The following is an 18,403-nucleotide window of genomic DNA, read 5'->3' on the forward strand; positions in this document are numbered from 1 at the left end:
GAACAGTGAGGGACCGGTGACCGAGACGACGACCCCTGCCGCCGTCCCGCCTCCGACCGCGTCCCCGCTGCCCCCGTCGTCCCCCGCGTCCCCGGCCGACACGGTCCGTGCCTCACTGGCCGGGAACCTCAACCGGCTGCGTCTGTCACGGGGCCTGAGCCTGCGCGAGCTGTCGGGCGCCACCGGCGTCAGCAAGGCCCTGCTCTCCCAGATCGAGCGCTCCGAGGCCAACCCCACGGTGGACGTGCTGGTCCGGATAGCCGCCGCGCTGGACACCACCTGCGACGAGCTGCTGCGCCGGCCGTTGCTGCGTCCCGAGATCGTCAGGGCCGCCCGGCTGCCCGAACCTCCCGACGAGACGTCCGTCAACCTGCTGTTCGCCGACCCGGAACCACGGCGTACGGAGATGTACCGCACCCGTCTCCACCCTCACGCGCAGAGCCAGCTCAGCTCGCACGGTGCCGGTTCGGTGGAGTACGTCGTCGTGCTGTCCGGCGCGGTCACCCTGGTGGTCGAAGGCGAGGAGCACCACCTGGCCACCGGGGACAGCGCCCGCTTCGCCGGCATGAGCAGCCACTACTACACCACGCACGACGCACCCGCCGTCACCCTCACCGTGGTGGGGTATCGCTCCTGACCCCACCCGCTCGGCACGCGGGGTCGAGGAGTTGCGCGGGGCTCCGTCAGTTGTTCTGGAGGCGGCGGGCCTCGGCGACGAGTTCGGCGGGCAGGGCGGGACCGGAACAGGCGTGATCGATGAGCAGGCGCCGGTACGGGCTGTTCGGTAGGTGCGGCATCAGTCCGATGAGTTCGCGCAGGTCGTCGGGCGAGCCGGCGGACCGGGAGCGGTAGGCGGCTCCGGCGGCGCGAAGCGTGATTTCGTTCGGCTCGTGCTCCAGCCCCTGAGCGATGAGTCGGACCGCGGTGGCGAAGTCGCCTTGTTCGGCACGCAGGTCGGCCAGGTCGAGGTACAACGACCAGTTGTTCGGGTCCAGGGCCAGAGCGCGTTCGAACGCCGCCGCGGTCTGACCGAAGTCCCCCAGCTTGCGCCATGTCCCCGCGCGTACGACTTCCGTCAGCATGACCCGCTCGACGGAGTCCGCCCGGTCGCAGAGGTCGAACGACGCGTCGGTGAGGCCGCAGGCCCGCAGGAAGATCGCCATTCTGGCCATCGCCTCGGGCACCGGCTGGCGGGCACAGACGGTTTCGATCGCGTCGAACCAGGGCCGGAGCACCTCCCGCGTGCCGGGGGTGTCCAGGGCATGCCCGTGGTCCATCGTCCGCATGACGGCCTCGGCCAGCGCGTCGGCGGTCACTGTCCCCAGGAACCGTGCGTCGGCGAACCAGGGGGCGTCGGCCCACGCGACGGTGGGTCGCGCACCCGTGACCGCTCCGAGAGCCATCACGGCGGCGTCCATGTCGTTCTCGAGAAAGCTGATGTACGACTTCGCCAGCACCGCCCTCAGCGAGTCGGCACCTTGGAAGAGCTCGGCCAGGTCCGCCCGCTGCTCCTCCCACAACTCGGCGAGCACCGCGTAGGGCTCCGGATCCTCGGGCGCCGAGGCGATAGCGCCGGCCACATAGTGCACGGCGGCCCTGGGACTGCCCCCGCAATGCGCCATCACCCGCGCAAGACCGGCCCCGGCGACCACCGCTCGATTCGACATCATCCGAAGATAGTAGGGGCGCCGGGCTGCGTCGTGGGCCCGTTCCTCGGTCATCGTCCATCACTGACACCGGGGCACACCAGCCTGGTCCACTTTCGAAACGCACCCGCGGACGCCCCATCGTCCCGGCGGGCCTGTGGCATCAGGGCTGGGGGTCGGCGAGGAGGTGGCCCAGCGGGCCCAGGTCGAGGTTGAGGTCGCTGCGGCGCAGCCCGTGCTGCGCGCACAGTTCGTCCATCCGCTGGTCGAGCAGCATGAGCGCGGTGCCGAGCCGGTCCTCCTGTTCGGTGGTCAGGGTGCCCTCGTCGAACCTGCGTACCGCCTGGCGCTCCATCAACTGACGCAGGAGCTCCACGACCGTCAGGACGAGTGCGGCCAGGTCGCCCGCGACCCGTTCCGGATCGAGGTCCAGGGCGTGGGAGCGCGGGGCGGTCACAGCGGCCCGCTGTCCGGCCACGGCGCGGGGACCCGGTCGCTGACCGACGCCAGCAGGGCGTGCAGCGAGATCCGCACGAGCGGCACGTCGGCGACGGCCAGGACCAGGTCACCGCTGATCACCACCCCGGTGGCCAGCACCCGGTCCAGCAGGTCGACGAGGGGCACCCCGATCGGCGCGTACGGTTCCGCTTCGTCCCAGGGCACGGGTGTGCGGTCGGACCGCGGGGTGCCCGGCAGGCTCATCCCCGCACCTCCCGTGCCGCGTCGGCCCGGTCCTGGTCCAGCCGCGCGAAGGAGTACGGGATCCAGGGCCCGGACACGGTGATGTCCACGTGCGGGTGGCGACCGACGGCGGCGGCGTGGGCCAGGACCCGGGCGAAGTCCTCTCCTTCCGCGTCGTCCACCAGGTAGGCCGCGTTCAGCAGTTGCGGCGTCGTCCTGTCGGTCATGCTCGCTCTGCGGCCGGTGTCTGGTGGCGGCGACCGCGTGCCGCCGCAACGCGGAGTCCACCTCCATCGCCTCGGCCAGCGCCTGCTCGTGGGTCTGCCGGCGGGTACGGCGCCGCGCGCTGGCCCTGCTCAGATAGGACCGCCCTCCGCCCGAACCGCCGTCGCCCGAACCGCCTTCGCCGGCGGACGGCGGGCCGTCCGGTGCCCCGGCAGGCGGGGCGGCGTGCACCTTGACGGCCCATTCCGTGCGGTCGCGGAGCCGGTCGAGCAGCTCGGCGAACGCCGGTGCGCGGGCGGCGACGGCCTGCACCGCGTTGGCATCGCTGCGGTACAGGCTCCTCGTCGTCGCGGCGGCTTGCGGGGCTGCGGCGCTCCGCGGCCGGGCGGCGGCGCGCTGGTTCCGGCTCGCGTCGGCTTCGACCGCGCGGGCGCCCGACGGCCTCCTCCGGTTCCTCGGCTTCCTCCTCGGTGCTCTCCGGGCTGAGGATGTCGCGGACCTTCGAACTCAGGGAGCGGGCGGTCCGCTTGGCGCCCGCCTTGGCCACGGTTCGCGCCGCCGAACCGCCGAACAGTTCGGGCACGGTCTTGGACCGCGCGTCGTGCTCCAGGTCGAGACGGTTGCACGCCTCGGCGAAGCGCAGGTAGGTGTCGACGCTGGCGACCACGATCCGGGCATCCACCTTCAGGATCTCGATGCCCACCAGCGAGACGCGCACGAAGACGTCGATCACCATGCCTCGGTCGAGGATGAGTTCGAGGACGTCGTACAGGGTTCCGGCGCGGGGTACGCAGACCACCCCGTCGTCGTAGGTGATCATGCGCGCTCCTTCCGTGACCGGCCCGACGGGCCGGTCACTGGTCCTGGGCACCACGCCGGTAGCGGGCGATGCGGCGGTACTGGAGCAGTTCTCCGTCCGCGTCGAGTTCGATCTGGTAGGTGGCGAGCAGGCTGGTGGTGTCCGGGATGCGGGCCAGTTCCAGGACGTCGACGTCGACGATCCAGCCGTCGTCCTCGCCACGGCACACCGCGGAGACCCCCTCCAGGCGGTGGGGCACGAGTTGGGCCAGTCCCTCGGCTGCGCACTCGGCCGCGTCCCTGGCGCCGCGGACCGCGCGCGGACGCACGGGGGCACGCGCCGGGCGACGGCTTCGTTCGCCGGTTTCCGTCATTCTGATCGCAAGGCGCCGCGGACGCGTGCCCAGCTGGGCCATCCGGGGCCCGGACCTCTGGCCCGACCACGGCGACCGTAACCGCCATGTCGCTCCGTTCCACGGTTTCAGCCGCAGGGCCGGGCCGAGGTCACTGGCGCGGCTACGAGCCGTCCGCGTGGACCGCGTAGACGTACCGCTTGCCGGCGTACTCGCTGAGGTTCCAGATGACGGACTCGCTGTAGGCCCAGCCGGACGCGTCACTGCTGTGGTAGCTGAGGTCCTCGCAGCCGACGGCCAGGTCACAGACGGTGGTGGCGGTCGAGGCCCCGGAGGTGAAGGTGCGCAGCGCGCCCTTCGTGGAGGGGCCGGCGCTCGTCGCGAGGTAGTGCGTGCTGTTGCGCGACACCACTCCCTGGATCTTCTGCTGGGCGACGGTGACGGCTTCCGAGGCGGTGGGAGAGCTGATCTGCCGGTTGGTGTAGTCGAGGTTCCAGCGGACCACCTTGGGCGTGGTCGTGCCGGGCCCCGTGCCGTTGAAGGTGCCGTCCGTGTAGTCGACGGTCCCGGACAGGGAGTACTCGCTCACCACCAGGCTGTCGGGAGTGCTGGCCCGGTCGAGCCCGATCGTGGTGTAGCGCAGGTACTTCCCGGCGTTGTCGTAGGCGTGACTCTGGGGCAGGACGTACTGGTACCCGTAGCCGTAGTAGGACCCGTCGGTGTGCAGGCCGCACACCTCCGTCTGGGCGGTGGCGACCTCGAAGAGGGTGTCCAGGTCGAACACCCTCAGCCCCTTGTAGGTGTCGACGACGTAGAGCAGGTTGCCGTACCACATGATGCCGCCGGCGTGCTTGTGGATGGGGTTGAAGGAGTACTCCCCGGTGCTTGTCCTGACCGGCTCGACCAGCAGGACGTGCCGGTACGTCGGTGTGCCGGCGGTGGTGCAGTCGACGAACGACAGCCGCAGGCCCTTGTCGAGGGCGTATTCGTCGACGCCGTCGTCGTCGGGGTCTGTCTCGAAGTACCAGGAGACGAGGACGACCCGGCTGGTGCCGCCTGCCGGGTAGACCCCGTTGCCGTAGGCGTCGGCGCTCGTGGTGACGCCCTGCGGGATCCAGTAGTCGACCGCCTGGTCACCGCTGTTCCAGGCGAATCCGGTCGCGAAGGCCTCGACGGTGCCGGGGGCGCTCGTGAGGTGGGTGGCGCTGCGGTTGGTGTCGGCGATGACGGTCGTCGCGTCCACCTTGGTCAGCCTGGTCGCCAGACCGGCGGTCAGGTCGGCGAACGCGCCGTAGCTGTTGGAGGCTCGGCTGGTGAGGCTGAACTGACCCGCGTCGATGGTGGCCGCCTCGGCCACGGTGGGGGCCAGCAGGCTGCCTGCGGCTGCGACGAACGGGCCGGCGGTCAGTCCCTTGAGGATCGTTCTCCGTGACATGGCCATGGGGCGGAAAACTAGGGGCAGTTGACCGGGCCGCACAACCCCGGCTCGCCTCATTGGCGAACTCGGTGAGCGTCGGCGCACGGAACTGGACGAATCGAGCCGTTTCCGGGACCGTCCCTTGCCGGGTCGTTCGGGCGTCCGGCGATCCACCATGATCCGGCCGCCGGCCGACCACTGTCGGCCATCTACCGAGCCGCTGTGCGGCCGCCGTTCCGGCACTCCCGTTTCCCCACCGGAGGCGCGACGCGCCCGAGGCGCCCTAAGCTGCGGATATGCGCATGCGTCCGATCATCGGCCCGGTACCCGACACCGGCATACGTCCCGCCGGCGGAATGGACGAGATCGCCGGGCAACTGGCCGCCGGCAGGGTGGCGGTGCTGACCGGGGCCGGGATCTCCACCGAGTCCGGGATCCCCGACTACCGAGGTGCGACCGGGCGGCACCGCCGGCACTCCCCCATGACCTACCAGGACTTCGTCGCGGACGAGGAGAACCGGCGCCGTTACTGGGCCCGCGGCTACGTCGGGCGCCGCGCGATCGCCGAAGCCCGGCCCAACGCCGGGCACCACGCCGTGCAGGCGCTGCGCGCCGCCGGGTACGTCGACGCCGTGATCACGCAGAACGTGGACGGGCTGCACCAGGCGGCCGGGACGACGGACGCCGTCGCCCTGCACGGCAGTCTCGACCGTGTCGTGTGCCTCGGGTGCGGGACGATCGGTCCTCGCGACGAACTCGACGGGCGGCTGCTCGCCGCCAACGGGGAGTTCCTCGCCGCGCAGGACGCCGCCGGACTCCATATCAACCCCGACGGCGACGTCGAACTGCCCGACGACCTCGTCCACACGTTCCGCATCGTGCCGTGCGAGCGGTGCGGCGGCGTGCTCAAGCCCGACGTCGTGTTCTTCGGCGAGAACGTCCCCGGGCCCCGTACCCGGCACTGCTTCGATCTCATCGACGCGGCCGACTCGCTGCTCGTCCTCGGCTCGTCTTTGGCCGTCCTGTCGGGACTGCGGTTCGTGCGGCGCGCGGCGAAGGACGGCAAGCCCGTCTCCATCATCAACCTCGGTCCGACCCGGGGCGACGACCTCGCGCACGCGCACGTGGCGCTGCCCCTCGGTCAGGCCCTCGCTGAGCTGACCGGACGCCTCGGCGTCGCCTGAGCCGGCCGCGTGCTCGTGGTCCCGGGCCCGTCTCGCTCCCCGCGATCGGGGAAGGCGCAGGTCACCGCAGCGATGGACGCGGGTGGGCGGCCCAGTACTCGTCGGCGGTGATGCCGAGCACCACGACGTCGTGGAAGTCGCCGGCCAGGAACTCGTGCTGGCGGAGCCGTCCTTCCTCGACGAAGCCCAGCTTCTGGTAGAGCGCGAGTGAGGCGTCGTTGAACGCGTAGACCTCGACTTCGCACTTGTGGTGGCGCTGCTCGGCGAACATGTAGGTGAGCAGCAGCTCCGTGGCCTCGGCCGCGAAGCCCTTGCGGCGGTGATCACGGCTGATCGCGATGCCTGTCCTGAATCGCCCCGCGCGGCTGTCGGTCTCGCCGACCGTCGAGGTTCCCGCGAACGCGCCGTCGGCCAGCGCCTCGATCACCAGCCGGAAGCCCGCACCCCCCGGCGGGCGCCCGGCGCGCTCGGCAGTCCAGGAACGAAAGCTCTCATCCGAGCGGGGCGGTTCGACCAGGTCCGAGTTACGGACGTCGACCGTGTGCCGGGCCAGGTCGCGAAAGCCTTCCCAGTCCCCTGGCTCGACGCCTCGCAGACGTACCTTCTCGCCTGTCCACATATCGCTCATCGCCCCCGCCACTTCGTCGGCCGCAGACTCTGTCGGCCGTTCGCATCGAACGCCAGATGCTATCTGGCAGGACGCGATCGAGCGGCCGGACGGCCGGTCACCGTCTTCGCGGGGCCGCGTCGGTGTCGGCTCCGGCGTTCGCACTGCGGCCTTCGGGCTGGAGGCCGTGCCAGTCCAGGCACATCACGGTGGCGTCGTCCCAGAGGTGCCCGCCGCAGGCGTCGGCGACCGCGGCGGTCAGGGCGCGCACGACCTCACGGGGGTGCTCGTCGGCGGTTTCACGGATCAGGCCGGGCAGGTCGACGGTCTGCGCCTGGCGTTCCTGCATGCCGTCGGTGGAGAGCACGAGGCGGTCGCCGGGGCGCAGATCAAGGTGCTGGACCTGGTAGGAACCAGAGGCGGTGGGGACCCCGAAGGGCAGGTCGACGCCCAGGGGAACTTCGTCGACCACACCGTCGCGCAGGCGCAGCGGCCACGGATGACCTGCGTTGACGAGCTCGGCACCGGTCCCGTCGAGCGCGATGCGCAGCAGCTGGCCGGTGGCGAAAGTGCCGCGCCCATGGTCGCGCATGGCCTGGTGGGTCCGGTATGCCTGTTCGGCAAGATCGACTCCGGCGCGACGGGCGCCTCGCGAGGCGTTGACCAGGAGGGTGGCCATCAAGGAGGCGTCGACGTCGTGGCCCATGGCATCGGTGAGAGACAGGTGCAGGGTGTTGTGGTCGAGGGCGTAGTCGTAGGTGTCGCCGGCGATGCTGTCGGCGGGGACCAGGGCGCAGGCGAGGGCGAACTCGGCGGCCTCACAGGAGGCAGCCGAGGGCAGCAGCTGGCGCTGGATCTCGGTGGCCAGGCTGAGCCCGGTGGTGCGCTGGCCCCACTGGTAGAGGTCGGTGAAACGGCGGTCGGTGACGACGAGGTACGCCAGCGCGTGGGCGGCCTCTTTCACCTGCTCCAGCGCGTCGGGCCCGGCGTCGGGCAGGGACAGTTCCAGGAGACCGATGGTGTCGCCACGGTTGGTGACCGGGGTGATCACCCGTTGCGCCTGCTCGCCGTCCGACGGCACGCACACCAGATGCTGGGAGCGCAGGACCTCGTCGTAGACGCTGCCCCGCAGCTCGACCTGATCGGCGCGGCGGCCCTCCTGCGTGGCGGCTTCCTCGCTGACCCGCACCAGTTTGCGGCCGATGATGTCGACGAACAGGAACGACACGTACCGCGCGCCGAACCGGTCCCGCAGACTGCGGGCCACCACATCCACGGAAGCCATCGGCGCGGCGTTCTCCGCCGCGGCCAGCACCTCGGCCAGCCCGCTCCGCTCACACGCCACATCCGCCTCCCTGTCTCCTCTTCCTTCTACCCTTCCCCGTCGCTCCCCGGCATCCCCGACACGACTCACGGCTCGGCTGGTCTGTCATGAGCCGGATAGGCGGCGGTACGTGGGGTAGAACGTTGTCGGCTCCTACTGCCAAGGGAGCCGGAGCGGCCCCGGACGCGGGTGGCTCCCGGTATGAACGAAGGATCGATTGATGGCCAGCGGCACCGTGAAATGGTTCAACTCCGAGAAGGGCTACGGCTTCATCGCCCAGGACGGCGGAGGGGCTGACGTCTTCGCGCACTATTCCGAGATCCAGGGCGGCGGATTCCGCGAGCTCACCGAGGGCGAGCACGTCACCTTCGAGATCGGACAGGGCCAGAAGGGGCCCCAGGCCCAGAACATCGTCCGGGGCTGACCGGCCATACCCGTGACGCACCGGGGCGGCCGTCAAACGGCGGCCGCCCCGGCACAGGGCCCCCGGCCTCCGCCCCCGGCACGGCCTGTCCTCCGCCCCGCCAACAGTCCGCGCCCCACCATTCCGGGCCCTGGGCGTCGCGGGTCCGCTCCTTCGCAAGGGAACGGAAGCCCGCCCTCGAAGGGCAGGCTCCCGTCGTCAGGTCGTGCGTCGGTGCCTGTGCGCTTACTTGGCCTCGCCGACCCGCACCGTCACGTCGGCCGTGCCGGCGAGCACCTTGGTGTCTCCGGAGTAGTTCACGGTCACCGTGTGGTCGCCCGCGTCGTGGAACACGGGCAGCTTGATGTTCGCCGTGCCGTCGGCGAGCTCGGCGCTGTAGGTGTGGCCGTCGACCGTCACCGTGACGGTGCCGGTCGGGGTGGTGCCGGTGGCCTCGACCGTCACGTGCACGACGGCTCGGGTCTTGTCCGCCGTGACCTTGTTCGGGGTGGCCTTGACGGCGACCTCGGCAGCGGCCTTCGTCACGCCCTGGTCGAGACCGACGACGACCGGGTCGTGGTCGGAGGCCGCGAACGGGTCGTCGGCGTTGAACAGTTGCGTGGCGCTGTAGTTGTAGCGGCTGTAGGCGTAGCCGACCGACTCCTGGGCGTTGATCTGCCAGACCGTCGCGCCGGTGACCATCTTCAGCGCCGCCGGGCTGGCGACGATGTGGTCGAGGGAGCCCTCCAGGCCGTTGTAGGAGTACGACCAGTGGTTCGGGTCGTACGTCGAACCGAGGTCGGTGTAGCCCTGGCCGTACAGGTACTCCATCGGGTCCTCGTGGGTGTAGGCGTTGAAGTCGCCGACGAGGAAGATCTTGTCCGTCCCGAGCGCCTGGGCCTGCGCCTGCGCGAAGGCGAGCGAGTCCTGCACCTGGTGCGTACGGCTCTCGTTGTAGCCGCCCTGGTCGTACGCGGGGCGGGTGTCCTCGGCGTCACCGGGGTAGAGCCCGGTGGCGTCGGTGCCCTTCGACTTCAGGTGGTTGGCCACGACCAGGAAGGCGTCGGAGTCGGGAGCACCGGCTGCCTTGAAGCCCTGCGCCAGCGGCTCGCGCGCGATGGAGAAGTCCTGGCCGGCGCCGGAGAGGTTGCTCAGGACGTGTGAGACGCCCACCAGGGAGACGTCGGCGGGCTTGTAGATGAACGCGGTCCGGATGACGTCCTGGTCGGCCGTCGTCGGCAGGTCCACGGCCGCCGGAGACGGAGCGTACGCCCAGGTGCCCGCGCCCGCCTTGGCGTTGAGGGCGTCGACCAGGCCCGCGAGCGCCTTGTCGCGGTCCTCCCCGAACTTGACCGAGTTCTCGACCTCTTCGAGGGAGACGACGCTCGCCCCGAGGCCGATGATGCCGGTGACGATCTTCTCCTGCTGCCGCTGGAAGCTGGCGTCGTCGGCGGCGCCGCGCGGGCCGTTGGGACCGCAGTCGTCGACCCCGATGTGGTTGCCCTGGCGGTCGTTGTAGTACGAGCAGCTGCCCAGGCCGCTCGCGGTGTACTGGGCGCCGGTCATCGGGAAGTAGTTCTCGACGTTGAACGTCGCGAGGCGGACCTGGCCGCCGACCGCCGCCGGTGCGGCGTTCTGGGTGCGCATGTCGGAGAACGAGACGACGTCCGTGCCGGCCCCGCTGACCTGAGCGGTGGGCTGGAGGTTCCACATCGAGTTGCGGTAGTCCAGGACCAGGGGCTTGTGGAAGGTCGCCTTGGCGCCCACGCTGACCGGGTTGTCGGCGGTGAGCCACGGCAGCGGGTCGTTGGCGGCGGAGCTGGTGGGGCTGTAGGTGACGCTCGCGCCGTCGTCGAGGGTGATGGCGTGGGAGGCGTTGTAGTCGACGGCCTGCTGCGCAGCGTCGCTTCCGGCGGGGCCGGCGTCCGTCGGCTGGCGCAGCGTCCGGTCACCGGCGGCGAGCTCGACCTGGCCGTGGAAGTTGGCGTCGTAGTTGTCCGTCACCGTGAAGTCGCCCTGGGGAGCGACCAGTTCGCCCTCGTGGGCCTCCTTCTGGGCGTCGGTCGCCAGGTCGCTCCATGCGATCTGGTCGGGCACGACGGCCGGCAGCGCGGTGGACAGCTTCGTCACGGTGGGGAAGCTGATCTCGGTCTCGCCGGCGAACTCCTTGACCGTTCCGCTGACCTGGACGCTCTCGCCGACGGTCACGGTGGCGGCCGACTGCGACCCGTAGACGAACACGGCGTCCGAGGCGCCCGGCGTCTTGTCGTCGGCCGGGGTGCCGCCGGCGCCGCCCGTCTCGATGTAGAAGCCGTTGAACCCGCCGGTCGCGTACACGGCCGTGACGACGCCCTCGGTGCTGACCGTCTTGCCCGCCAGCGGCGAGGTGTCGGTGTCGGTGCCCTGGATCTGGGCGATCGTCACGTCGCCGGCGTCACCGCCGGAGCCGCCACCGCCGGTCTTGCCCCCGGAGTTGATGGGGGCGGGCGGGCCGGTGATGAAGTCGGCCTGGTTGTTGTCGGTGTCGACCCCGGGGGTGGCACGGGTGACGGCCGTGGTGTTGCTCGGCGCGGGGGCGGCCGCGCCCTCGACGATCGTGCCGGTGCCGAAGCCGACCGTGTCGACGGCGGTGCCGTTCGCGTCGGTCAGCGTCACCGAGCCGGCGGTCGCCGACAGCGCCAGCTGACCGCTCGCGTCGGGGGTGGGCAGCGGCGTGGTGCCGCCGGTGCCCGACGCCTCCTGGACCAGGTAGTAGCCGTGGGCCGGCACGCTGCCGGACAGGGGCGTCGTCCCGCCGAGGCTGCCCTTGGCGCTGTAGTACGACACCGACCAGCCGCTCGCGTCGACAGCCGCGTCGGTCGGGTTGAAGAGCTCGATGTAGTCGTTGGTGTAGGTGGAGCCGGAGTTGCCTCCGCCGCCGTACACCTCGTTGACCACCAGCCCCGTACCGGCCGGATTGGCCTGGGCGGGCGCGGAGTTGATGCCGCTGAGGCCGGTCACGGCCAGCACGATGCCGGTGGCGCCTACCAGCATCCGGCGGGACCGGGGGTTCCTTGAGAGGGGGTGGGACATGGACTTGCTCCTGAGCTAGAGAACATACACACGCGGGGCCTGGAACCCGAACACGGCCGGGCAATGCAAAGCGAGGGAAACCAGCGACTCCTGACGCGGATGTGAATGGAACATGACATGATCTTTTCATCTTCTCCGCAAGGAGTCAGGATGGTTGGACGGCGAAGTCAGGCCATCCCGGTCTCAAATCGATGACGGCGCCTCAGCTGCCGGGCATCCCACCGGCGGACGGCCCGCGCGCTCGGAGGCGTCGTACGTCGTGACGTGCGGGCGACGCCGCCACTCCCTTACCGCGTTCGGGTGGTCCTGTTCCGCGTCCGGAGCTCTGGCCGACGTGTTGTCCGGAGTCGAGCCCGTGCGGCCATGCATCGTTACCGACCAGTGGAGCCGAATCGGCGACGGCCGTTTCAACGCGCTTCTGGTGCCCGAACGCCGGTGACGCTTTGCGGGAGGCTGTCTTGCTCGGGATGATGTCGCACAGTCGGCGGTCCACCGGAGATCCGGTGCCGAGGCGCGTGCTGGCGTGTCTTACCTGCGCCGCTGTCGTCGGGGCCGGCCCGATGCTGGCGCCCGCACCGTTCACGACAGCGGCCGCGGCTGCCGCGAGTCCGCGCTGCGGTCCTTCGCCCGCGGTGACGCCTTTCACCGACGAGGTGCGGCAGCCTCCGGTCGCCGCACCAGACGCCGAGAACCACTACACGCTCACGGTGGGCGTCCACAACACCCACAAGTTCAGCAGCGCGTGGGGGGCGACCAGGACACTGGGCTACAGCACGGTCAATGCGACCGTTGACTACCTCGGGCCGACCATCGTCACCCAGAAGAACCGCCCCATCAAGGTGCGGATCGTCAACAAGCTGCCCGCAGCGGGCACGCCCGTGTTCCCCTTCGACCCGCCTGACGCAAACACCATCACCACCCACCGCCATGGCGGTCTGCAGTCCGTCGCCAGCGACGGCGTCCCCGGGCCCTACGGCGTGGAAGTTCCGCCAGATGGATCAGAGACACAGGACTACCCGAACGACCAAGCCGCGGCGCCCTTGTGGTACCACGATCACGCCGACGCGCGGAACTCCTACCATGTCTACGAGGGTTTGGCAGGGCTGGCGCCCAACACCGACGAGCTGGAGCCGTCGTTCGGACTGCCGCGGGGTGCTTTCGCCAAGGCCTACGTGCTGCAGGACAAGTCGTTCAACGCCGACCACTCGCTGTGCTACACGCACGCCGATCCGGAGTTCTTCGGCGACCTGCCGGTGATCAACGGGACCATCGCGCCGAAGCAGACCGTGGAGCCGAGGCGTTACTCCGTCACCCTGGTCAACGGCTCCGACTCTCGTTTCTACCGCCTGAGCCTCCAGCAGGCCGGCGGATCCCACTCGGCCCCGCCGAAAATGACCGTGGTCGGCAACGACGAGGGCTACCTGCGGCATCCCGCGCCGATCAGCGATCTGTTGATCTCGCCTGGAGAGCGCTACAAGGTGGTCATCGACTTCACCGGCCACGAGAGACAGCAGTGGGTACTGGCCAACGATGCTCCGGCGCCCTACCCGGGCCCGAACGCGGCGCCCCTGGTTCCTCGGCTGATGCGGTTCGACGTGGACTTCGGAGTGACATCTCCTGACCGTTCACGAGTGCCGGCGACGATTCGGGAGACCAACAACGGCGAGTCGCCGGCGGACATACTCGCGAAGGCACGCCTGCGAACGGTCCAGGCCGGCGAGAGTGCGCCCGGCGTGCCCCAGATCGGGGACAGGAACCAGCTGCTCGACTATGTCGACCCTCCTACCGAGACACCCCAACTCGGCTCCACAGAAGTCTGGGCGATGCGCAACCACAGTCCGGACGCGCATCCCTTCCACGAACACCTCGTGGAACTCCGGTTGCTCGGACGCTGGCACGTCGGACAGTGGGACGCCGTCGGCAGGCCCGTCCCCGGCACTGTCGGCCCGTTCCAACCGGCGAACGCCTATGAATCCGGACCCAAGGACACCTTTGTCTCGCCCCCGGACTACATCAGCGCCTGGGTCGGCACGTACACGATCCCGGGTACGTCGGTCTGGCACTGCCACATCCTCTCTCACGAGGACGGTGCTTCGACGGACGGCACCATCGAGATGATGCGTCCCCTGGCGGTCGGCTCGGCACCGCAGCTCCGACTTCCCCGGGTACGCGATCTGAAAAGGCTCGACCAACTGGTGCGTCTGCCGAAACACGACGCGGGCCCGTCCCTGCCATGACGGCGCGGACGGGCCCGGTGTGCCGGAGCGGGGCGGATCACACCACGCCGCTCTCCCACCACCACGAGCCGGAGCCGTAAGAGGGGTACTGGACACGGCTGTCGACGTGCTGCCACGAGTGCGTGTACGCCTCCAGGCCGGAGAAGCCGCAGGTCTCCGCGATCCGGTAGGTCTGCAGGGTGCTGTAGCCGGAGACGACGATGTCCGCGGCGACGCCGTAGACGTGCATGCTGTTGGACGCGCCGCCCACCGCCGCGTTGTGCGCGATGCTGCGGAAGCCGGAGTTGATCGTGATCGAGCTGTTGCCGGCCTTCTTGCGCACGGCCTCCAGCTTGTACATCAGCCGGCGCAGGTTCTCCTTGACCGTCGCGGCATCGACCTTTCCGCCGCTGAACCCGGAGCCGTCCGCCGAAGAGAACTCGCTCCAGTCGAAGTGGGCGGTCGAACCGTCACTGGACTCAAGGCTGTTGAGCACACTCTGCGTCTGCGGGCCGACGACGCCGTCCGCGCTGAGGCCGTAGGCGGACTGGAAGCGCTGGACGGCGGCCGCCGTGGCCGGGCCGAAGCTGCCGTCCCAGGCGACATAGGACTGCTGGGCGCTGGACGCGGCCCAGCCGCCGACGCGGATCTGCAGTTCCACCACGTCGGCTCCGGAGGCGCCCTGCTGGAGGGTGCGGGTCCAGCCGTAGGCCGAGGCCTGGCCGGCGGCTCCGAGGTTGACGGTCGCCGCCAGGCCGAGCGTGGCCGTGAGCCCTGCCGCGCCCCGGAGCAGGGCGCGGCGGTCGATACCGCTACCGGAGGGTCGTGCCGGTGTCATGGAAGTCTCCTTCTTGTGTGGTGTCGCGCCGAAGCTCAAGAGACAAGGCTCTGCCAGGTGCCGGTACCGGCGATGCCGTCGACGGTGAGGCCGTGCGCGGACTGGTACGAGCGCACCGCGGTGTCGGTCGCCGGACCGAACGAACCGTCCACCGTCAGCGCGGAACCGTGCGCGTTGAGCTGGCTCTGCACCGCCTGGACCGCGGGTCCCGACGATCCCTGCTGCACGGAGACGACGAGGGCCTGCCAGGTGCCGGCGCCGACGATGCCGTCGACGGTGAGGCCGTGCGCGGACTGGAACGAGCGCACCGCGGTGTCGGTCGCCGGACCGAACGAACCGTCCACCGTCAGCGCGGAACCGTGCGCGTTGAGCAGGTACTGGACGGTCTTGACCCGCTCACCGCTGGCGCCCTGCTGCACGGTGGGCCAACTGGCGGTCGGCGGCGGGGTGTAGCCGCTTCCCTTGGCGAAGGCCTGGAGGCTCGTGAGGGTGCCGTTGAAGGTGTCCTGGTCGCCGGGGAAGGTGCCGGAGTCGGCGTACTGCCAGATCGTCTGGCTCGACCAGCCGGCGGGCAGCGTGCCGGGGCTGCTGGAGTAACGGGCGATCCACAGCGGGTTGGTGGTTCCGAAGCTGCTGTTGTTGCCGGTGCAGGTGGTCCACCAGTCGGTGCTGGTGTAGATCGTCGGGTAGCGCCCGACCTTGGCGTACACCTCGTTGCTGAAGTCCCGGATCCAGGAGACCATCGCGCTCTGGCTCAGCCCGTAGCAGGTGGCGCCGTAGGGGTTGTACTCGATGTCCAGGGCGGGCGGCAGCGTCTTGCCGTCGGCGGTCCAGCCGCCGCCGTGGCTGACGAACCAGTCGGCCTGTACGGCACCGCTCGAGTTGCCGGGGAGCGCGAAGTGATAGGCGCCGCGGATCAGTCCGGCGTTGTACGCGCCGTTGTACTGCTGGGAGTAGGACGGGTCCGTGTAGGTGGTGCCCTCGGTGGCCTTGACGTAGGCGAAGGCGGCGCCGTTGTTCTTGACGGACGTCCAGTCGACGTTGCTCTGGTAGTGGCTGACGTCGAGGCCGGCCGGGCCCGTGCTGACGGCGGCCGTCACGTTGGCCGCCAGGGCTCCCGCGCTCAGGCGCTGGAGCCCGGATCCGGCGTGGTCCTGATCCGGGTGCGTCATGCGCACCGGGGTCCCGTGGCCGCCGGCGGCCGCCGAGGCGGTGCCGGGCAGGAGCGGCACGGTGAGGACGGCTGCCAGCAGCCCCGCCGCTCGGACGAGGTTGCCGCTGTTGCCGGATCTGAACCGCGAGAGGGCGGCTGCAAACATGGTGCTCCCAGGAGTGTGGAGGGATACCGCGAAGCGCTCGGGCCGGGGCGGCCGCGGTAGGGCCGTCGACGGTCGGTAGTGGGGCCGTCGGAACTTGAACGCTTGGTGAGCGCTGGTCGCGGTGGGTGGGGCGGCGGTATGGGGGGTGCCGTCAATGTCCCGCGCCCCAGGTGCGGTTGACGCGCGTAAAGGTAAGGGACGCATTGACATGCCCGCAACACTATCCGGGTCGCCCTGTTGGACCCGGGAGCGTCAGGAGTCGGCATCCTTGCGGAACCGCTTGGCAAGCACCGGGTCCGACTCCCACCACAGGCCCATCCCGCCCTGCGTCTCCTCACTGGTCAAGACGGCCTCGGCGGCCCGGAGTTCGGGGACGCCGTCGGCGCGCACGCGGAACAGCAGGCCGGGGACCGCGTGGAACAGGGCGCCGGTCAGCAGAACAGCCCCGATCACGTAGTACCCGGGGACCGCGACGGCTGCCAGGACCGGGAACAGAAAGGCGATCCCAAGTCCGGTACTCCGGACCGTGACCAGGAAGTCCTGGCCCTCGACCGCGTTCACGGTCACGGTGTTGGAGCGGGTGCGGTCCTTCGTCGCGATCTGAACCGTGTGCGGGCCGGCCGGCACGGTGAACCGGGCCGTGTCCCCCTGCCTGACCTGACCGACCTTCACCCCGTCGACGACAACCCCGAACTTCCCGGCCCGGCGCAGCGCCGGCGGCTCCGCGTGCACCACAACGGTCCCGGTCATCAGTCCCCCTCGTTGGTGATCAACTGTCAAACCGCGCTCAGGATAGGGCTGGGCACACCCGGCGGGCCCCAGCCGCCCGCGGCGGTCAGTCGCCGCGGCCCGTCACGGCGACGGTCACGCCCACCCCGATCATCGCCAGCCCGCCGGCGCCGCCCAGGAGTTCGTACCGGCGCGGGGAGCGGGCGAACCACGTACGGACGCCGCTCGCGGCCACCCCCCAGGCGCTGTCGGAGACCAGGCCGATCCCGACGGACACCACGCTGAACAGCAGCATCTGTTGAGAGGCGTGGCCTCCGGCCCGGTCCACGAACTGGGGCAGCACGGCTCCGAAGAGGATGAGTGCCTTCGGGTTGGTGACGCCGACGACGAACCCTTCGCGCAGGGCCCGTCGCGCGCTGCGGGGAGCCGCCTCGTCGTCGAACGCGCCCGCCAGGGTCCGGCGTTGCCGGATCGCCTGGATACCCAGCCAGACGAGGTAGGCGGCGCCGATCGCCTTGAGCGCCAGGAACACCGCCGCCGACCGTTCCAGCAGCGCGCCGAGCCCGAAGGCCACGCAGGCCGCGGCGACGTAGTTGCCCGCGGCGTGCCCGAGGACCGTCGCCAGCGCCGTACGGCGGCCGTGCGCTATGGCCCGGCCCACCACGAAGAGCACGCCGGGCCCCGGGACGACGATGAGTACGGCAGACGCCAACGCGAAGGCGAGCAGCCGATCCGTTGATATCACCCGCGCGACGGTACTCGGCATCCGTTTCCTGCGCGCCGGGGGCCGGCGCTTCCCGCGCTCACGGCCAGGTGCCGAGTGCGCGGGCCAGCCGGTCGCTCTGCTCGCGGGTGATGCCCTGGGCGAGGCGGACACCGCACCGTGGGCTCATCGGCTCGTCGCAGTGCAGGATCCCGAGGAAGGACTCCTGGCCGCCCGAGAGGGGAGAAGCCGAGGACGGCGTCCATTCGGCGGGCTCCCACAGCGGGTGATCCGCGAGGAGCGCCTCCGCGAGGCCCGGTGCCAACGCGCAGGGGATGCCCGCCCGCGTCAGCGCGTCGCCGATCACGTCCGCGGCCTCCTCGGGCATGTCCTGGTCGCCGAGCGCGGGCAGCAGGAGAAGCAGGCGGGCGTGTTCGGCGTGGACGCCGGGGGCGTCGAGGTCGGGGGTCCGGGCGATGTGGGTGAGCTCCCGCCAGGAGAGCCCCGGGCCGGCCTGGTGGCCGCCGACGGTGGCCAGGTGGCCGCTGCGTCCCCACTCGGGGTGCAGGACGAGGTACTCCGTCCCCGGGTCGTCGGGATGGTTGCAGCCGAGGACCACCGCGGTGTGGCCGTCGGCGAACGGGATCCGGAAGACCGGCCACCCGTCCTCGTCGCTCAGCGCGAGCCAGGCGGCGTCGGCATCGGCCCCGTCGGCACCGAACCATTCCGGCACGGGGTCGTACTCCTCCGTCTGGCTCAGCCACATCAGGTATGCCGCCCAGAACCCGGGCAGCGCCAGCAGTTCCTCCCCCGCGACGAGTGGGGCGTTCTCGAATCCGTCTATCAGCACCGGTCCAGACTGCCAGCCGCCTACGACAGACCGCGCAC

17 protein-coding genes and 3 pseudogenes are annotated in these 18,403 nt (G+C 70.6%); 4 read left to right on the forward strand and 16 right to left on the reverse strand.

Annotated features, from left to right (window positions below; translation table 11 throughout):
• Window positions 1-16 precede the first annotated feature (16 nt).
• A complete protein-coding gene (locus AB0927_RS32985) occupies window positions 17-637 on the forward strand; it encodes an XRE family transcriptional regulator (RefSeq protein ID WP_366671467.1) in 621 nt (206 codons plus the stop codon).
• 46 nt (window positions 638-683) lie between these two features.
• Here the strand turns inward: AB0927_RS32985 and AB0927_RS32990 are convergent, their stop codons facing one another.
• The 7 genes and pseudogenes from AB0927_RS32990 to AB0927_RS33020 form a co-directional block, all read right to left on the reverse strand.
• Window positions 684-1,670: a tetratricopeptide repeat protein gene (locus tag AB0927_RS32990; RefSeq protein WP_366671468.1), complete on the reverse strand. Its 987-nt coding sequence runs from the start codon at window positions 1,668-1,670 to the stop codon at window positions 684-686.
• Between the two features lie 139 nt (window positions 1,671-1,809).
• Window positions 1,810-2,103, reverse strand: coding sequence for a gas vesicle protein K (locus tag AB0927_RS32995; protein ID WP_366671525.1), 294 nt, complete (start codon window positions 2,101-2,103; stop codon window positions 1,810-1,812).
• Window positions 2,100-2,348: a gas vesicle protein gene (locus tag AB0927_RS33000; RefSeq protein WP_366671527.1), complete on the reverse strand. Its 249-nt coding sequence runs from the start codon at window positions 2,346-2,348 to the stop codon at window positions 2,100-2,102. Before AB0927_RS33000 ends, AB0927_RS32995 begins: the two co-directional genes overlap by 4 nt.
• Window positions 2,345-2,864 (reverse strand): annotated as a pseudogene (locus tag AB0927_RS33005) (GvpL/GvpF family gas vesicle protein). Before AB0927_RS33005 ends, AB0927_RS33000 begins: the two are co-directional and overlap by 4 nt.
• A 64-nt stretch (window positions 2,865-2,928) precedes the next feature.
• A pseudogene (gene gvpJ, locus AB0927_RS33010) lies at window positions 2,929-3,372 on the reverse strand (gas vesicle protein GvpJ); the annotation flags it as partial.
• A 34-nt stretch (window positions 3,373-3,406) separates the two neighbouring features.
• On the reverse strand, window positions 3,407-3,724 hold the full coding sequence (locus AB0927_RS33015; protein ID WP_366671469.1) for a gas vesicle protein: 318 nt from the start codon (window positions 3,722-3,724) through the stop codon (window positions 3,407-3,409).
• A gap of 142 nt (window positions 3,725-3,866) precedes the next feature.
• Window positions 3,867-5,144, reverse strand: a complete 1,278-nt coding sequence (locus AB0927_RS33020) for a hypothetical protein (RefSeq protein WP_366671470.1) — start codon at window positions 5,142-5,144, stop codon at window positions 3,867-3,869.
• A gap of 272 nt (window positions 5,145-5,416) precedes the next feature.
• On the opposite strand from AB0927_RS33020, the gene AB0927_RS33025 reads away from it, so the two are divergent.
• Window positions 5,417-6,304, forward strand: coding sequence for an NAD-dependent protein deacetylase (locus AB0927_RS33025; RefSeq protein ID WP_366671471.1), 888 nt, complete (start codon window positions 5,417-5,419; stop codon window positions 6,302-6,304).
• A 61-nt stretch (window positions 6,305-6,365) separates the two neighbouring features.
• On the opposite strand, the gene AB0927_RS33030 is transcribed toward AB0927_RS33025, so the two are convergent.
• Both AB0927_RS33030 and AB0927_RS33035 read right to left on the reverse strand, forming a co-directional pair.
• Window positions 6,366-6,932, reverse strand: a complete 567-nt coding sequence (locus tag AB0927_RS33030; protein WP_366671472.1) for a GNAT family protein — start codon at window positions 6,930-6,932, stop codon at window positions 6,366-6,368.
• Between the two features lie 97 nt (window positions 6,933-7,029).
• The gene (locus tag AB0927_RS33035; RefSeq protein ID WP_366671473.1) at window positions 7,030-8,256 is read right to left on the reverse strand and encodes a PP2C family protein-serine/threonine phosphatase; all 1,227 of its coding nucleotides are present in this window, start codon (window positions 8,254-8,256) and stop codon (window positions 7,030-7,032) included.
• Window positions 8,257-8,455: 199 nt separating this feature from the next.
• Here AB0927_RS33035 and AB0927_RS33040 point away from each other — a divergent pair, with 199 nt between their 5' ends.
• Window positions 8,456-8,659 carry a cold-shock protein gene (locus AB0927_RS33040; RefSeq protein WP_366671474.1) on the forward strand — a complete coding sequence of 68 codons (204 nt, stop codon included), beginning with the start codon at window positions 8,456-8,458 and terminating at the stop codon, window positions 8,657-8,659.
• 225 nt (window positions 8,660-8,884) lie between these two features.
• Here the strand turns inward: AB0927_RS33040 and AB0927_RS33045 are convergent, their stop codons facing one another.
• Complete coding sequence (locus tag AB0927_RS33045) at window positions 8,885-11,710, reverse strand: ExeM/NucH family extracellular endonuclease (protein ID WP_366671475.1); 2,826 nt, start codon at window positions 11,708-11,710, stop codon at window positions 8,885-8,887.
• Between the two features lie 467 nt (window positions 11,711-12,177).
• On the opposite strand from AB0927_RS33045, the gene AB0927_RS33050 reads away from it, so the two are divergent.
• Entirely contained in the window at window positions 12,178-13,947 is a 1,770-nt protein-coding gene (locus AB0927_RS33050) for a multicopper oxidase domain-containing protein (RefSeq protein ID WP_366671528.1), read from the forward strand.
• Window positions 13,948-13,984: 37 nt separating this feature from the next.
• Here AB0927_RS33050 and AB0927_RS33055 read toward each other — a convergent pair whose 3' ends face one another.
• From AB0927_RS33055 to AB0927_RS33080, 6 genes and pseudogenes are all read right to left on the reverse strand, one after another.
• Window positions 13,985-14,764, reverse strand: coding sequence for a D-Ala-D-Ala carboxypeptidase family metallohydrolase (locus tag AB0927_RS33055; protein WP_366671476.1), 780 nt, complete (start codon window positions 14,762-14,764; stop codon window positions 13,985-13,987).
• A 35-nt stretch (window positions 14,765-14,799) separates the two neighbouring features.
• Window positions 14,800-15,183: a peptidoglycan-binding protein gene (locus tag AB0927_RS33060; protein ID WP_366671530.1), complete on the reverse strand. Its 384-nt coding sequence runs from the start codon at window positions 15,181-15,183 to the stop codon at window positions 14,800-14,802.
• 39 nt (window positions 15,184-15,222) lie between these two features.
• Window positions 15,223-16,083: pseudogene (locus AB0927_RS33065) on the reverse strand (lysozyme); the annotation flags it as partial.
• A gap of 252 nt (window positions 16,084-16,335) precedes the next feature.
• On the reverse strand, window positions 16,336-16,833 hold the full coding sequence (locus AB0927_RS33070; RefSeq protein WP_366671477.1) for a hypothetical protein: 498 nt from the start codon (window positions 16,831-16,833) through the stop codon (window positions 16,336-16,338).
• Window positions 16,834-16,918: 85 nt separating this feature from the next.
• On the reverse strand, window positions 16,919-17,557 hold the full coding sequence (locus AB0927_RS33075) for a LysE family translocator (RefSeq protein ID WP_366671478.1): 639 nt from the start codon (window positions 17,555-17,557) through the stop codon (window positions 16,919-16,921).
• 58 nt (window positions 17,558-17,615) lie between these two features.
• Window positions 17,616-18,365, reverse strand: a complete 750-nt coding sequence (locus AB0927_RS33080; protein ID WP_366671479.1) for a hypothetical protein — start codon at window positions 18,363-18,365, stop codon at window positions 17,616-17,618.
• Window positions 18,366-18,403 lie beyond the last annotated feature (38 nt).

Source organism: Streptomyces sp. NPDC048106 (assembly GCF_040706415.1).
GTDB lineage: Bacteria > Actinomycetota > Actinomycetes > Streptomycetales > Streptomycetaceae > Streptomyces.

Bases quoted from the DNA above. Each gene is read 5' to 3' on its own strand.
- AB0927_RS32990 (WP_366671468.1), bottom strand. From the start codon at position 1,670: ATGATGTCGAATCGAGCGGTGGTCGCCGGGGCCGGTCTTGCGCGGGTG.
- AB0927_RS33000 (WP_366671527.1), bottom strand. From the start codon at position 2,348: ATGAGCCTGCCGGGCACCCCGCGGTCCGACCGCACACCCGTGCCCTGG.
- AB0927_RS33015 (WP_366671469.1), bottom strand. From the start codon at position 3,724: ATGACGGAAACCGGCGAACGAAGCCGTCGCCCGGCGCGTGCCCCCGTG.
- AB0927_RS33020 (WP_366671470.1), bottom strand. From the start codon at position 5,144: ATGGCCATGTCACGGAGAACGATCCTCAAGGGACTGACCGCCGGCCCG.
- AB0927_RS33025 (WP_366671471.1), top strand. From the start codon at position 5,417: ATGCGCATGCGTCCGATCATCGGCCCGGTACCCGACACCGGCATACGT.
- AB0927_RS33030 (WP_366671472.1), bottom strand. From the start codon at position 6,932: ATGAGCGATATGTGGACAGGCGAGAAGGTACGTCTGCGAGGCGTCGAG.
- AB0927_RS33040 (WP_366671474.1), top strand. From the start codon at position 8,456: ATGGCCAGCGGCACCGTGAAATGGTTCAACTCCGAGAAGGGCTACGGC.
- AB0927_RS33045 (WP_366671475.1), bottom strand. From the start codon at position 11,710: ATGTCCCACCCCCTCTCAAGGAACCCCCGGTCCCGCCGGATGCTGGTA.
- AB0927_RS33050 (WP_366671528.1), top strand. From the start codon at position 12,178: ATGATGTCGCACAGTCGGCGGTCCACCGGAGATCCGGTGCCGAGGCGC.
- AB0927_RS33055 (WP_366671476.1), bottom strand. From the start codon at position 14,764: ATGACACCGGCACGACCCTCCGGTAGCGGTATCGACCGCCGCGCCCTG.
- AB0927_RS33070 (WP_366671477.1), bottom strand. From the start codon at position 16,833: ATGACCGGGACCGTTGTGGTGCACGCGGAGCCGCCGGCGCTGCGCCGG.